The organism is Microbacterium sp. LWO13-1.2 (assembly GCF_038397725.1).
Classification (GTDB): Bacteria; Actinomycetota; Actinomycetes; order Actinomycetales; family Microbacteriaceae; genus Microbacterium.
In genome coordinates this window covers 269,561-282,396 of sequence record NZ_CP151634.1, presented here as the reverse complement: position 1 = coordinate 282,396, position 12,836 = coordinate 269,561, and the positions used below count along the sequence as shown (strand labels likewise).

At 68.1% G+C, this 12,836-nt stretch carries 13 protein-coding genes and 1 tRNA gene; 10 read left to right on the top strand and 4 right to left on the bottom strand.

Annotated features, from left to right (window positions below):
• Positions 1–8 precede the first annotated feature (8 nt).
• From MRBLWO13_RS01365 to MRBLWO13_RS01335, 7 genes are all read left to right on the top strand, one after another.
• Positions 9–842 carry a carbohydrate ABC transporter permease gene (locus MRBLWO13_RS01365; RefSeq protein WP_341975971.1) on the top strand — a complete coding sequence of 278 codons (834 nt, stop codon included), beginning with the start codon at positions 9–11 and terminating at the stop codon, positions 840–842.
• Between the two features lie 60 nt (positions 843–902).
• Positions 903–2,357, top strand: coding sequence for a glycoside hydrolase family 32 protein (locus MRBLWO13_RS01360; RefSeq protein ID WP_341975970.1), 1,455 nt, complete (start codon positions 903–905; stop codon positions 2,355–2,357).
• Between the two features lie 207 nt (positions 2,358–2,564).
• Positions 2,565–3,872, top strand: a complete 1,308-nt coding sequence (locus tag MRBLWO13_RS01355; RefSeq protein WP_341975969.1) for a cysteine desulfurase — start codon at positions 2,565–2,567, stop codon at positions 3,870–3,872.
• The gene (gene sufU / locus MRBLWO13_RS01350; protein WP_341975968.1) at positions 3,869–4,306 is read left to right on the top strand and encodes a Fe-S cluster assembly sulfur transfer protein SufU; all 438 of its coding nucleotides are present in this window, start codon (positions 3,869–3,871) and stop codon (positions 4,304–4,306) included. The genes MRBLWO13_RS01355 and sufU overlap by 4 nt, the downstream gene beginning before the upstream one ends.
• 33 nt (positions 4,307–4,339) lie before the next feature.
• Positions 4,340–5,281: a GNAT family N-acetyltransferase gene (locus MRBLWO13_RS01345; protein WP_341975967.1), complete on the top strand. Its 942-nt coding sequence runs from the start codon at positions 4,340–4,342 to the stop codon at positions 5,279–5,281.
• On the top strand, positions 5,282–5,989 hold the full coding sequence (locus tag MRBLWO13_RS01340; protein ID WP_341978254.1) for an NAD(P)-binding domain-containing protein: 708 nt from the start codon (positions 5,282–5,284) through the stop codon (positions 5,987–5,989).
• A gap of 116 nt (positions 5,990–6,105) precedes the next feature.
• Positions 6,106–6,768: a GntR family transcriptional regulator gene (locus tag MRBLWO13_RS01335; RefSeq protein ID WP_341975966.1), complete on the top strand. Its 663-nt coding sequence runs from the start codon at positions 6,106–6,108 to the stop codon at positions 6,766–6,768.
• Between the two features lie 18 nt (positions 6,769–6,786).
• Here the strand turns inward: MRBLWO13_RS01335 and MRBLWO13_RS01330 are convergent, their stop codons facing one another.
• Positions 6,787–7,626 carry an SDR family oxidoreductase gene (locus tag MRBLWO13_RS01330; protein ID WP_341975965.1) on the bottom strand — a complete coding sequence of 280 codons (840 nt, stop codon included), beginning with the start codon at positions 7,624–7,626 and terminating at the stop codon, positions 6,787–6,789.
• 131 nt (positions 7,627–7,757) lie between these two features.
• Here MRBLWO13_RS01330 and MRBLWO13_RS01325 point away from each other — a divergent pair, with 131 nt between their 5' ends.
• Together MRBLWO13_RS01325 and MRBLWO13_RS01320 are read left to right on the top strand one after the other, a co-directional pair.
• Positions 7,758–8,339 (top strand): asparagine synthase, encoded by a 582-nt coding sequence (locus tag MRBLWO13_RS01325; protein WP_341975964.1) that lies wholly within the window; start codon positions 7,758–7,760, stop codon positions 8,337–8,339.
• A 65-nt stretch (positions 8,340–8,404) separates the two neighbouring features.
• A tRNA-Arg gene (locus MRBLWO13_RS01320) sits at positions 8,405–8,477 on the top strand.
• 53 nt (positions 8,478–8,530) lie between these two features.
• On the opposite strand, the gene MRBLWO13_RS01315 is transcribed toward MRBLWO13_RS01320, so the two are convergent.
• Entirely contained in the window at positions 8,531–9,463 is a 933-nt protein-coding gene (locus MRBLWO13_RS01315; RefSeq protein ID WP_341975963.1) for a LysR family transcriptional regulator, read from the bottom strand.
• A gap of 77 nt (positions 9,464–9,540) precedes the next feature.
• On the opposite strand from MRBLWO13_RS01315, the gene MRBLWO13_RS01310 reads away from it, so the two are divergent.
• On the top strand, positions 9,541–11,271 hold the full coding sequence (locus MRBLWO13_RS01310; protein WP_341975962.1) for an FAD-binding protein: 1,731 nt from the start codon (positions 9,541–9,543) through the stop codon (positions 11,269–11,271).
• Between the two features lie 27 nt (positions 11,272–11,298).
• Here the strand turns inward: MRBLWO13_RS01310 and MRBLWO13_RS01305 are convergent, their stop codons facing one another.
• Entirely contained in the window at positions 11,299–12,138 is an 840-nt protein-coding gene (locus tag MRBLWO13_RS01305; RefSeq protein WP_341975961.1) for a sigma-70 family RNA polymerase sigma factor, read from the bottom strand.
• A 28-nt stretch (positions 12,139–12,166) separates the two neighbouring features.
• Entirely contained in the window at positions 12,167–12,664 is a 498-nt protein-coding gene (locus MRBLWO13_RS01300; protein ID WP_341975959.1) for a carboxymuconolactone decarboxylase family protein, read from the bottom strand.
• Between the last annotated feature and the right edge of the window lie 172 nt (positions 12,665–12,836).

Genomic DNA, 12,836 nt, shown 5'->3' with positions numbered 1-12,836 from the left:
GAACTGACATGACTATCGAAGCGGTCCAGAGGACCTCTCCGCTGCGCGGACTGGGTTCGCTCGGCAAGTACACGCTGCTCATCGTCGCCGCGTTCCTCACCCTGGCTCCGGTCGTGTGGACGCTCATCACGGCGATGTCGCCGCAGAACATCGACACCGGCGCCATCGAGTTCGGCGGCGGCGCGTTCGCCGACGTCTTCGCGCGCATCCCGGTCTGGTTGTACACCTGGAACAGCGCCCTGGTGACGCTGCTGATCGTGGTCGGGCAGATGCTCAGCGCGGCGATGGCCGGCTACGTCTTCGCGCGGTTCGAGTTCCGCAGCAAGAAGATCCTGTTCATGCTGATCCTCGCCACGATGATGGTGCCGATGCAGGTCACGATCGTGCCGGTGTTCATGCTCGTCAGAGGCATGGGACTCGCCGACACCCTGCTCGCGCTGATCGTTCCGGCACTGCCGACGGCGTTCGGCACGTTCCTGATGCGACAGTACTTCCTGAGCCTGCCGCCCGAGCTCGCCGAGGCGGCCGAGATCGATGGCGCCGGACCCTGGCGCGTGTTCTTCGGTGTCTACCTGCCGCTCGCCGCACCGGGGCTGGCCATCGTCGGCATCCTCGCCTTCAACTACCACTGGAATGAGTTCTTCAGGCCGTTGATCATGACGATCAGCGAGCAGAACTTCACCCTGCCGCTCGGCCTCGTGACGCTGCAGGGCAACCTCGGCACCGGAAGCGTGGCCACAGTGCTCGCCGGTGTGGTCATCTCGATGATCCCGGCGCTGCTCGTGTTCATCTTCGGACAGAAGCCGCTGCGCGAAGGCCTCACCGCGGGTGCCGGCAAGTAGCCCGCGGCCCTGACTCGCCTCCGACCCTCGACCCGACCCGATCACCTGAAGGATGCCGTAGTGACCGACGCCCATACGCCCCGACCCCTCTTGCATTTCACTCCGGAGCGGAACTGGATGAACGACCCGAACGGGCTGGTGTTCCACCGGGGCAAGTACCACCTCTACTACCAGTGCAACCCGGATGGCGCGATGCATGATCACATCAGCTGGGGGCACGCATCCAGCACCGACCTGGTCAGCTGGGAGCACCATCCTGTCGCCATTCGGGACGATGAGGCCGGGGAGATCTTCTCCGGATCCGTCGTCATCGATCACGGCAACACGTCGGGTCTCGGCTCGGCCGACGCGCCGGCGCTGGTCGCGTTGTACACCCAGGCATCGAGGAACCCGAGTCGGCAGGCGCAGTCGCTCGCCTACAGCATCGACGACGGACTCACCTGGACGAAGTACGCGGGCAACCCGGTGCTCGATCGCGGCACCGGGGAGTTCCGCGACCCGAAGGTGTTCCGCTACGACGGGCCGGCCGGCAGCTATTGGGTGATGGTCACCGTCGAGGCGGTCGACCGGCAGGTGCTGCTGTATCGCTCCGATGACCTCACACGCTGGACGTTCCTGTCGAGCTTCGGACCGGAGCGGGCCGTCGACGGCGTCTGGGAATGCCCGGACCTGTTCCCGCTCGCCGTCGACGGCGACCCGTCAGAGGTGCGCTGGGTGCTGATCATCAGCCTCAGCCCCGGCGGCGTCGCGGGCGGCTCGGGCACCCAGTACGTCATCGGGAGTTTCGACGGCGTGACCTTCACGGCGGATGCCGAGGCGACGGATGAGCCGGCGGACTGGCTGGACTTCGGCCGCGACTGCTACGCCGGGGTCACTTTCGACGGTCTGGATCGCGAGGAACGGACCCTGATCGCGTGGATGTCGAATTGGGACTATGCGCGGGAACTGCCCGCCGGTGAAGGACTGCTTCGGCACGGGATGATGACGCTCCCGCGCCGGCTGTCGCTCGTCAGTCGAGCGGGACGGATCCGGCTGCGGCAGCAGCCCGTGTCCGCTCCCCTCGAGAGGGAGAGCGCGGTCGAGGCGGTGTCCGTCGACGAGCGGGTCACGCTGATGGAGCGGCTGCCGGAAGCCGGGCGGATGACCGTGCGCGTGGATACCCGAGATGCGGCGGGGTTCGCCCTCCATCTGCGATGCGACCCTTCCGGCGACGGCGGTGTCGTCCTCGCCTACGATCGCGGCGACCTGCGGGTCACTCTCGATCGACGCCCCGGCACCGAAGGACTGCCCGAGAGCTTTCCGAGCGTCGAGGTGATGCCTGTCGCGGGTGGAGGCCTGGTTGAGCTCGTCATCTGGCTGGACCGCGCGTCGATCGAGATCTTCGCCGACGGTGGCACTCGCGTGCTCACCGATCTGATCGCCCCGCAGTCGGGAACGGCTCTCGCCATCGAGGGGCGCGGGGGAGCCGTGCACGTGGAGCGGATCGCGGTAGCCGGGGTCATCGCGTCGGGGTGAGGAGCGGCGTGGCCGTGCTGCGGCTGGCGGTCGCGGGCGGCGAGTGGTCAGAAACGCTCCTTCAACGCGCGTTTGCGATGCGTTTCTGACCTCTCACCGAGGCGACGGCGCGTTTCCGATGCGTTTTCGACCTCGTATGCGCGCAATCTCGCCCCCGACGCGACTCCGACCGGGCCCGCACCCAGCGGCAGGTGGGAAACTTGAAGGATGAGCACTTCCCCTGTTGTCGACCTGGCTGCCCCGCTGAGCGAGGCGGAGGTGCGTCGCATCCGCGAGGACTTCCCGATCCTGCAGACGCAGGTGAACGGGCATCCGCTCGCCTACCTCGATTCGGGGGCCACGTCGCAGCGTCCTTTCGCCGTCCTGGATGCCGAGCGCGAGTTCGCGTCCACGATGAACTCGGCTGTGCACCGCGGCGCCCACACGCTCGCCGCCGAGGCGACGGAGCTGTTCGAAGATGCCCGCAGCACCCTCGCCCGTTTCGTCGGCGCCGATGATGACGAGATCGTCTGGACATCCAACGCCACCGAGGCGATCAACCTCGTCGCCTACTCGCTCTCCAACGCCTCCATCGGACGCGGCGGTGCCGAGGCCGACCGGCTCCGGCTGCGCGAGGGCGACGAGATCGTCACCACCGAGATGGAGCACCACGCGAACCTGATCCCGTGGCAGGAGCTCGCCGCCCGAACCGGCGCGACACTGCGGGTCATTCCGGTCGACGACGACGGCGCGCTGCGGCTCGACGACGCGGCCTCCATCATCAACGAGCGCACCAGGATCGTCGCCGTCACGCACGTCTCCAACGTGCTCGGCGTGATCAACCCGGTCCCGCAGATCGTCGCCCGTGCGCGAGAGGTCGGCGCGCTCGTGCTCCTCGACGCCTGCCAATCGGCCCCGCACCTCCCGCTCGACGTGAAAGAGCTCGACGTCGACTTCGCTGTGCTCTCCGGCCACAAGATGCTCGGACCCACCGGGATCGGGGCCCTGTACGGGCGGCGCGAACTCCTCGAGGCGATGCCGCCCTTCCTCACCGGGGGCTCGATGATCACCACGGTCACGACGACGACCGCCGAGTACCTGCCGCCGCCGCAGCGCTTCGAAGCGGGCACGCAGCGGGTTTCGCAGGCCATCGCGCTCGCTGCGGCCGTCGACTATCTGACGGCGGTCGGGATGCCGCGGATCGCTGCGCACGAGGCGGCATTCGGCAGGCAGCTCGTCGACGGGCTGAGCGCGATCGACGGTGTCCGCGTGCTCGGCGCGGGCATCGACCTGCCGCGGGTGGGACTCGCGAGCTTCGACGTCGCCGGCATCCACTCCCACGACGTCGGTCAGTTCCTCGATGATCGCGGCATCGCCGTGCGCGTCGGGCATCACTGCGCCCAGCCGCTGCATCGGCGGCTCGGCGTCACCTCGTCCACGAGGGCGAGCACCTACCTCTACACGACTGAGGCCGAGGTGGATGCCGTCATCGAGGGCGTCGCCGCGGCGATCGACTTCTTCCGGAGGGGCGCATGAGCGACCTGCAGAACCTGTACCAGGAGCTCATCCTCGACCATTCCCGGACCCCGCACGGTTTCGGGCTGCGTGATGAGGTCGCGGCGCAGTCGCATCAGGTGAATCCCACCTGTGGCGACGAGGTCACCCTTCAGCTGCACCGCGCCGCCGACGGCACGATCGAAGCGGTCGCGTGGGAAGGCCACGGATGCGCGATCTCGCAGGCATCCGCTTCGCTGTTCGCCGAACTCGTCGAGGGGCTCACCGTCGACGAGGTGGAGGTCCGGATCGCCGCGTTCCGCGAGGCGATGCGCTCACGCGGGAAGATCGAACCAGACGAGGAGCTGCTCGGAGATGCCGCGGCCCTCGGCGGGGTATCGAAATACGTCGCGCGCGTGAAGTGCGCGATGCTGGCCTGGGTCGCTGCGGAGGACGCACTGCACAAGCTGGCTTGACGGGTCGCGGCGGCAACAGAGGATGATGGACGAATGCCTCTGAAGCTGCTTCCTCTGAATGCCGACCGCTACGACGAGTGGCGGGAAGTCACCAGGACGCGGCTCATCCGGCTGCGGCAGGACTCGGGTTTGCGCCTGGGACAGGATGCCGTCGACCAGGCCGACGCCTACTTCAGCGACCTGATTCCCGACGGCACGGCCACGGCCACGTCGCGCATTCTGCGCATCGTCGATGATGCAGACGGCGAGATCGGCACGGTGTGGCTCGGCCTGAACAGCACCACGATGTTCATCGTCGATCTCGCGTTCAGCACCGAACCCAGCGATGCGCAGTGCGACGCCGTGTTCGCCGCGGTGCTGGACACGGGCCGTGAGCATGACGTCCGCAGGGTCAGCATGGGGCTGTTCCCCCAGGATGCTGCGGGGCATCGGTTCGCCGACGGCCGTGGCTTCCAGGTCTCGTCCATCCAGATGCTGCTCGAGCCGCTACCGGGTCGGCAGATCGCGGCCCACGTGGAGGTGGCGCCGATGACCCCGGAGCGCTACCCCCGCTACGAGATCGAATCCGAGGCGGCCTTCGCGCAGGACCTCGTCGATGCGGGCAGATACACGATGGAGGAGGCGGTGGAGGAGTCCCACCGGCAGTTCCTGCAGGAGCTGCCGCAGGGATTGGAGACACCGGGTCAGGAGTTGTTCACCGCGACGGTCGACGGCGTCGAGGTGGGCATCCTCTGGATCGGCATGCGCCGACGGGGTGGTCATCCGCATGCCTTCATCCTCGATATCGAGGTGGCCGCCGATCAGCGGCGGAAGGGGTACGGCCGCGAGCTCATGCACGCCGCCGAACGAGAAGCCGAGCGTCTCGGTGCCGGCTCCATCGGACTGCACGTGTTCGGGTTCAACGTCGGTGCTGTCTCGCTCTACGAACAGCTCGGCTACCGTCGGCTGGAAGAACATCTCCTTCTGGAGCTGTGAATCGGCCTTCGTGACTTCCGGCGTCACCGACGGGAATACCGCAGTGCGGAGGGCGTTGGCCCGGACATGACAACTCTCGGAATCATCGGTGCAGGACACATCGGAGCCCAGGTCGCACGCGCGGCCGTCTCCTCCGGCTACGACGTCGTGATCGCGAACTCCCGCGGTCCCGAAACCCTCGGCGACCTCGTCGCGGAACTCGGCCCGAAGGCGCGAGCTGCCACGGCCGCAGAGGCGGGAACGGCGGGAGATGTCGTCGTCGTGACCGTGCCGCTGCACGCGATCGACCAGGTCCCGGTCGAGCCGCTCGCCGGAAAGATCGTGCTCGACACGAACAACTACTACTTCGAGCGCGACGGCCGCATCGAGGCTCTCGACAAGGGGGAGACCACCACCTCGGAGCTCCTCCAGCAGCACCTGCCGACCTCCAAGGTGGCGAAGGCGTTCAACCACATCTTGGCCTCGGAGATCGCGACGGCCGGCGCCCCGGCCGGGTCGCCGAACCGGCGCGCGCTCGCGACCTCGAGCGACCATGACGACGCGGCCGAGTTCGTCGAGCGGTTCTACGACGAGATCGGCTTCGACACCGTGAACGTCGGCCCGCTGAGCGAATCGTGGCGCGTGGAGCGCGATCGTCCCGCGTACGTGGTCAGGCAGAACGCCGAGGAGCTGACCGCGAACCTGGCTCTCGCGAACCGTCTGCCCTGACGATCGTTCCAGCCGCATGAAGGGGACGGGGTGCTGTGGCATCCCGTCCCTTTCGACGTGCACGCGCGGGGAGACACACGCGAACGCGAAACTCCGAACAGTGCGAGAATTCAGACATGACAGGGCTGGGGGCAGTCGGGGAACTGGAATCTGCGCGGGTGACGCGGATTCTGCGCGACGACATCGTGCTGGGCCGGCGTCTGCCCGGAACCAAGCTCATCGAGCGGGATATCGCGGCCGAACTCCACGTGTCACGTCTGCCGGTGCGAGAGGCGATTCGCGCTCTGGTCGGCGAGGGAGTCGTCGTGGCGCGACCGCGCAGTTGGGCGGTCGTGCGCGAGTTCACCGTGCGCGACCTGTACGACCTCAGCGAAGTTCGAGAGTCTGTCGAGACGTTGATCTTCGTCTTCGCCGCCGAGCGGCACGATGACGCCGGAATCGAACGGTTGCGCGCCGCACTCGAACGGGAAGAGAGCGCCGCACGCGCGGGCGATACGGAAGCAGCGCGAATCGCCGCCGGACGGTTTCACGAGATCGTGTCCGAGCTGGCCGGCAACGAGATGCTCGATGAACTCATCCGCGTGTTCATCACGCGCCTGCAGTGGCTCTTCGGGCAGCACGACGATCTCGTCGCGATGGCTGCCGAGCACCGCATCATCTTCGATGCGCTGATCGCGCGCGACGTGGATGCCCTGCGCGTCCTCGTGCCGCGGCACCTCGCCGCCGGGCGGGCGACCGCCGAACGGGTTCTCCTGGCGCGCGCCGCTTCGTCGGACTGAACGCGACCGCGAACGGGTTCAGGAGGCGGGGGTCGTCGTGTCGATCGCCGCACGGAGCGGTCGCCGCATCGCCGCCCAGTATCCGGTCGGGCTGGCGCGCACGAGCAGATCGATGAGACGCGCCTCACGACCGATCATCGTTCGCGCACGGCGCCGCTGCGTGGCGCGCACGATGCGGGCCGCGGCATCCGCGGGGTCGGTGTGATACATCTGCGCCTGCGCTGCGGCGGCCCGGGCTGCGACGGCCGGATCGATCGCCGCCGCATAGCGGCCGTGCAGGATGATCCCCGTTCGCACTCCGGCGGGGTAGACGGCCCCGACCGTGACCGAGGTGTCTTCGAGCTCATGGCGCAGCGACTCCGAGAAGCCGCGGACGGCGAACTTGCTCAGCGCATAGGGGATGCGACCCGCGGGGGCGGCGAGGGCGTAGACGCTGGCGAGATGCGTGATGTGAGCCGCCGGCGCCGCGCGCAGCACGGGGAGGAGTGCCTTCGTGATCGAGACCGTTCCCCACAGGTTCACATCGACCAGCCAGCGCATCTCCTCCATCGTGAGCTGGTCGAGAGAGCCGAGCATCGACGAGCCTGCGCAGGTGATCAGGGCGTTCACCTGCCCGTGCGCAGCGGCGATCTCGGCGGCCGCCGCGAAGACCGCGTCGTCATCGCGCAGGTCGACGACATGCGTCGTCACGGTCGTATTCGCCAGGTCCTCGGCCACGGCGGCCAGCGCGTCGGCATCGTGGTCGAGCAGCGCGAGGTGGGCGCCCTGGGCGGCGAGCAGGCGGGCGACAGCGGCGCCCATGCCGTTCGCGGCTCCGGTGATGACCGTTGTGCTGCCGGTGAACGTGAGCGGCTGCATCCATCCTCCTCTGGGGGCGATCTCGAGGATGCGTCTCGCGCGGCGGTGTAGGCGGCGAGACCCCGATCGGATCCATTCTGGCCGACGTTCTGCGCAAGTGATACCGGTACGCTCGAGGAGAGGAGGTTGCGGTGGGACGAACATCGGATGCCATCGCTGAGGGTGTCGCGATCGCGACCTCAGCTGCGCGCCTCGTCGTGAAGAACCACATCCTCGTCGACACGATCGCCCAGGGCGGCGTCTTCGACACCGGCAAGTACATCGCCGACGCCCGTGAGGCGCTGCGCGCGATGGCGGAGGAAGCGGAGCAGGCCGAGAAGACGCTCGCGGAACTGCGCAAGCGCGCCCGCGGTCGCCACTCCGACCCTTCGGGCACGCACGACTACCGCGACCGCGACGTCCGCAACCTCAAGCGTCGGGCGAAGCAGTCCCACGGCGTCGCCACCAAGCTGCGCGAGACGATGGAGGACGCGGAGGCGCTCAGCGTCATCGTGGAGGAAGCGCGGGAGGGAGCCTGGGCCGACGTGCGGCACAACCTCGATCGGCGCCTGCGCGTCGAGGGGATGCGCCCTGATCAGGATCCCGACTACGACACCATGCGCGAGGCACGGATGCAGGCGCTCCGGCTCGTCGATCTGCAGGCGCTGTCCTCGCAGCAGCGTGCCCGCCGCAAGGTGAAGAAGAAACAGAAGGCGGCCGCAGAGCACGACTGAGCCCTCGTTTCGCAATCGCGACGCGACTGTTGTAGGCTTATCGTCGGCCCGCTGAGCGGGCAGGAGCGCCCGTAGCTCAATGGATAGAGCATCTGACTACGGATCAGAAGGTTAGGGGTTCGAGTCCCTTCGGGCGCACATCATCAGAAATTCCCCGTCACGGAAGTGGCGGGGAATTCTGCTTTTCCGGGCTAGCCGAGCAGGCTCGTGATGGCCGGGTCGCGTTGTGCGACCTCGGCGGCCGTCGAGACGATGACCCGCCGCATGGCGGCACCGGCGGCGGTCGGCGTCACGTCGGTGCGATGGGCGAGGATGATCGTCCGCGTCATCAGTGGATGCGCCAGCCGCACCGAACGCAGTTCCGGTCGATCGAGCAGCACCATCGCCGGCACGACCGCGACTCCCAGGCCGCGCTCGACGAACCGCAGCACCGCGTCCATCTCGGCGCCCTCCAGCACCGGCGTCGGTGCGAGACCGACGGCGCGGAATGCGGCATCCGTCGTCGCACGCAGGTCGTAGCTCTCGTCGAAGGCGATCAGCGGGAGCTCGGCGAGCTGCTCCAAGGCGATCGTCGCCTGCGCCGAGATCGGGGGTCGGGCGGCGGACGACACGACGACGAGCTCTTCGGACAGCAGCGGCATTCTCGTGAGGCTGACGCCGGCGACAGGCGGGTCATCGGAGGCGGTGATGAGCGCCATGTCGACCGCGCCGACGGCGAGTTGCTCGATGAGCAGTCGGGAGCCGGCCTCGGAGAGATGCAGCTCGATGCCGGGGTGCATCTCGTGGAAGGCCCCGACCGCCTCGGGCACGAGGCTGATGCAAAGGGTAGGAGTGGCGCCGAGACGCACTTTTCCTCGTCGGAGTCCGGCGAGGTCGCTCATCTCCTCTTTGATGGCATCGGCCTCGGCGAGCATCCGCTGCGCGCGGGGCATCAGCGCTTCGCCGGCGGGAGTGAGCGAGATATGTCCGCGTGCGCGGTGGAAGAGCGCGGCCCCGAGCTCCTGTTCGAGCGTCGAGATCTGCCGGCTCAGCGAAGGCTGGGCCAGATGGAGGTCCTCGGCGGCCCGGGTGAAGTGCCCGAGCTGGGCGACGCGGACGAACCCGCGGAGCTGCTCCAGATTCATGAGAATAGTCTACAGCTATCGAATCAAGCCGAACAATGCATTGGAGTTATCACCACAGGGTTCCTAGCGTGGAGGATATGAGCACACGTGAACGACAGATCTCCACCTCCGTCCTCGTCATCGGAACAGGGGGTTCGGGCCTGCGCGCGGCGATCGAAGTAGCTGAGCGGGGCGTCGACGTTCTGGCGGTCGGCAAGCGGCCGCGGCAGGATGCGCACACTGCACTCGCTGCCGGTGGCATCAATGCCGCGCTCGGCACCATGGATGCCGAGGACAGCTGGCAGCAGCACGCCGCCGACACGATCAAGGAGAGCTACCTCCTCGCCAATCCGCACACGGTCGAGATCGTCGCGAAGGGCGCGGAACGCGGCATCCGCGACCTCGAGCGCTACGGCATGGACTTCGCCCGCGAAGACGACGGACGCATCTCGCAGCGCTTCTTCGGCGCGCACACCTTCCGGCGCACCGCGTTCGCCGGGGACTACACCGGCCTCGAGATCCAGCGTTCCCTGGTGCGCCGGGCCGAGCAGCTGCACGTGCCGATCCTCGACCACGTCTACATCACACGTCTGCTCGTCCGCGACAACGTCGTGTTCGGCGCGTACGGCTTCGATCAGAGCGACGGCACTCGCTACCTGATCCACGCGGATGCCGTCATCCTGGCCGCCGGCGGCCACAACCGCATCTGGCGGCGCACGTCTTCTCGTCGTGACGAGAACACCGGCGACTCCTTCCGCCTCGCTGTCGAGGCCGGGGCGCGGCTGCGCGACCCTGAGCTCGTGCAGTTCCATCCGTCCGGGATCATCGAGCCCGAGAACGCAGCGGGAACCCTGATCTCCGAGGCGGCGCGCGGTGAAGGCGGCATCCTGCGCAACGCACTCGGCGAGCGGTTCATGGAGAAGTACGATCCGGAGCGGATGGAGCTGTCGACCCGGGACCGCGTCGCGCTCGCCGCCTACACCGAGATCGCCGAGGGGCGCGGTACCGAGAACGGCGGCGTCTGGCTCGACGTGTCGCACCTCCCGCGCGAGACGATCATGTCGCGACTGCCGCGCGTCTACCAGACGATGCTCGAGCTGCAGATGCTCGACATCACCACGGACCCGATCGAGATCGCGCCGACCGCCCACTACTCGATGGGCGGCGTCTGGGTGCGCCCGGAAGACCACCGGACCGACGTCGAGGGCCTGTATGCGATCGGGGAGGCCTCGAGCGGCCTGCACGGTGCGAATCGCCTCGGCGGCAACTCGCTCATCGAGTTGCTCGTCTACGGCCGTCTGGTGGGGCAGGCAGCGATGGCGCATGCTGCTGGATTGGATGCGCAGCGGCGATCTGCTGTCGCCGTGGCGGCTGCCCGTGCAGAGGTCGATGACCTGCTCGCTGCGGATGGGAGGGAGAACGTCCGTGCCTTGCAGCGCGCGATCCGCAACACCATGACGTTGCATGCAGGCGTGGTGCGATCCGAGGAGGGGCTGCTCGCGGGGCTCGCCGAGCTCGACGCGATCGAAGCGCGGATGGCCGACATCGGAATCCACCCGGACATCGCCGGGTTCCAGGATCTCGCGCATGCGTTCGATCTGAAGGCGTCGGCGCTCGCCGCCCGGGCCACGATGGAGGCGGCCCTCGAGCGGCGGGAGACCCGCGGATGCCACAACCGCAGCGACTATCCCGAGACCGATCCGGCGCTGCAGGTGAACCTCGTCTGGTCGCCGCGCACGGGTGTGACGCGCGAGTCGATCCCGCCGATCCCCGACGAGATCGCCGAGCTCATGCGCGACGTCGACACGGTGGGCAAGCTCGTGGAGTAGCCCCTGTCCTCGTCAGCCGGCTCTGCGTCAGCGGATCAGGCGGGTCTCCATGGCCACGATGCGATCTCCCTCCGAGGTGAACAGGAGGAGGGATTCCGGGACGCCGTCGGAGATCGCGACCACAGCGAAACCGGTGGCGAGTTCGACGATCTCGAAGTCGAAGCCCGCCGCGTAGCGGTGGTAGGCGGCGGCGCTCGAGGCGACGCTCTCTGCACCGCGGACGATACGGATGCCGTCAGCGCCCTGATCGACGCGGAACTCCACATCCGGGTGCAGCACCGCCAGCAGCCCGGCGAAGTCTCCGGTCCGCGCGGCCGCGAGGAACGCATCCACGACCGCCCGCCGTTGTTCGCGGGTCGCCGCCTGCTGAGGGTCGCCGGGGGCAGCCCCGCGCACGCGGTCGCGCGCCCGGCTGGCCAGCTTGCGGGCGGCGGGCGTCGTCCGGTCCACGATCGGCGCGACCTCGTCGAACGACAAGCCGAACACGTCATGCAGCACATAGGCGAGGCGCTCATCGGGTGTCAGCTGCTCGAGCACCAGCATGAGGGCGTAACCGACCCGGTCGGCGCTCTCGGCGCGCACGACCGGGTCGGACTCGTCGGGGCTCCGCTCCGCCTCCGGAAGCAGATCGAGCGGGTTCTCCTGCCGCCGCGAGCGGGAGCGCAGCTGGTCGAGGCAGATCCGGCTGACGACCCGCGTGAGCCAGGCACGCAGATCGTCGACCTCGGGGGTGGCGCGGGCGACGCGGAGCCACGCCTCCTGCACGGCGTCCTCGGCGTCGGCGTGCGAGCCGAGCATCCGATAGGCGACGGCGGTCAGATATCGCCGGTGGGTCTCGAACGTCTCGCCGAGGTCGGTCGTCTGCATGTGCACCTCTCCGCTCGCAAGCTACCGGTCAGTGGGCGCCGGCCGGCTGCCGGATCGCCGCATTGATGCGATTCCACACATTGATCGCGCCGATCTCGAAGAGCAGCCCGGAGATCTGCCTGCGATCGAAATGGCTCGTCATCTCCTCCCAGAGCTCATCCGAGATCGGGTCGTGGTGATCGGCGAGGCGGGTGAGGACCTCGGTGAACTCGAGCACGGCGCGCTCCTTGGCGCTGAAATACGGCGCGTCCCGCCAAGCGGCGACGGCATGGACGCGCTCATGGGAAGCACCGTCCTCGAGCACCTGACGGGCGTGGTCGACGACGCACCAGCTGCAACCGTTGATCTGGCTCGCCCGCAGCGCGACGAGATGCAGCAGTGACTCCGGGACGCCGGATGACTGCGCGGCGCGGTTGATGCTGCTGATCGCGTCGATTCCTCCTTCAAGCACGAAAGCCGGATGCGGCATCCGCGCCTTGTGGGTGACGATCGCATCTGCGTCGATGGGGGCTTCGGTGATGATCATGGGTTTCTCCTGTTCGTCGGTTGTGCGCCGTCCGGTGAACCTCTTCATAGAGAAGACGGATGGGGCGCGCAGAATGTGACGGATGCGTCGTCGCGCGACATTCCGATCGTCGGGTCGGACCGATGCTGGCCGCCCTCGACCCCTCGCGGCGGCGGAGTGGGACCGACTACCT

What these genes read in the sequence shown, in the direction of transcription:
- MRBLWO13_RS01310 (WP_341975962.1), top strand. Translation starts at nt 9,541, where the DNA reads ATGAGCACACGTGAACGACAGATCTCCACCTCCGTCCTCGTCATCGGA.
- MRBLWO13_RS01365 (WP_341975971.1), top strand. Translation starts at nt 9, where the DNA reads ATGACTATCGAAGCGGTCCAGAGGACCTCTCCGCTGCGCGGACTGGGT.
- MRBLWO13_RS01355 (WP_341975969.1), top strand. Translation starts at nt 2,565, where the DNA reads ATGAGCACTTCCCCTGTTGTCGACCTGGCTGCCCCGCTGAGCGAGGCG.
- MRBLWO13_RS01305 (WP_341975961.1), bottom strand. Translation starts at nt 12,138, where the DNA reads ATGCAGACGACCGACCTCGGCGAGACGTTCGAGACCCACCGGCGATAT.
- MRBLWO13_RS01330 (WP_341975965.1), bottom strand. Translation starts at nt 7,626, where the DNA reads ATGCAGCCGCTCACGTTCACCGGCAGCACAACGGTCATCACCGGAGCC.
- MRBLWO13_RS01345 (WP_341975967.1), top strand. Translation starts at nt 4,340, where the DNA reads ATGCCTCTGAAGCTGCTTCCTCTGAATGCCGACCGCTACGACGAGTGG.
- MRBLWO13_RS01315 (WP_341975963.1), bottom strand. Translation starts at nt 9,463, where the DNA reads ATGAATCTGGAGCAGCTCCGCGGGTTCGTCCGCGTCGCCCAGCTCGGG.
- MRBLWO13_RS01335 (WP_341975966.1), top strand. Translation starts at nt 6,106, where the DNA reads ATGACAGGGCTGGGGGCAGTCGGGGAACTGGAATCTGCGCGGGTGACG.
- MRBLWO13_RS01300 (WP_341975959.1), bottom strand. Translation starts at nt 12,664, where the DNA reads ATGATCATCACCGAAGCCCCCATCGACGCAGATGCGATCGTCACCCAC.
- sufU (WP_341975968.1), top strand. Translation starts at nt 3,869, where the DNA reads ATGAGCGACCTGCAGAACCTGTACCAGGAGCTCATCCTCGACCATTCC.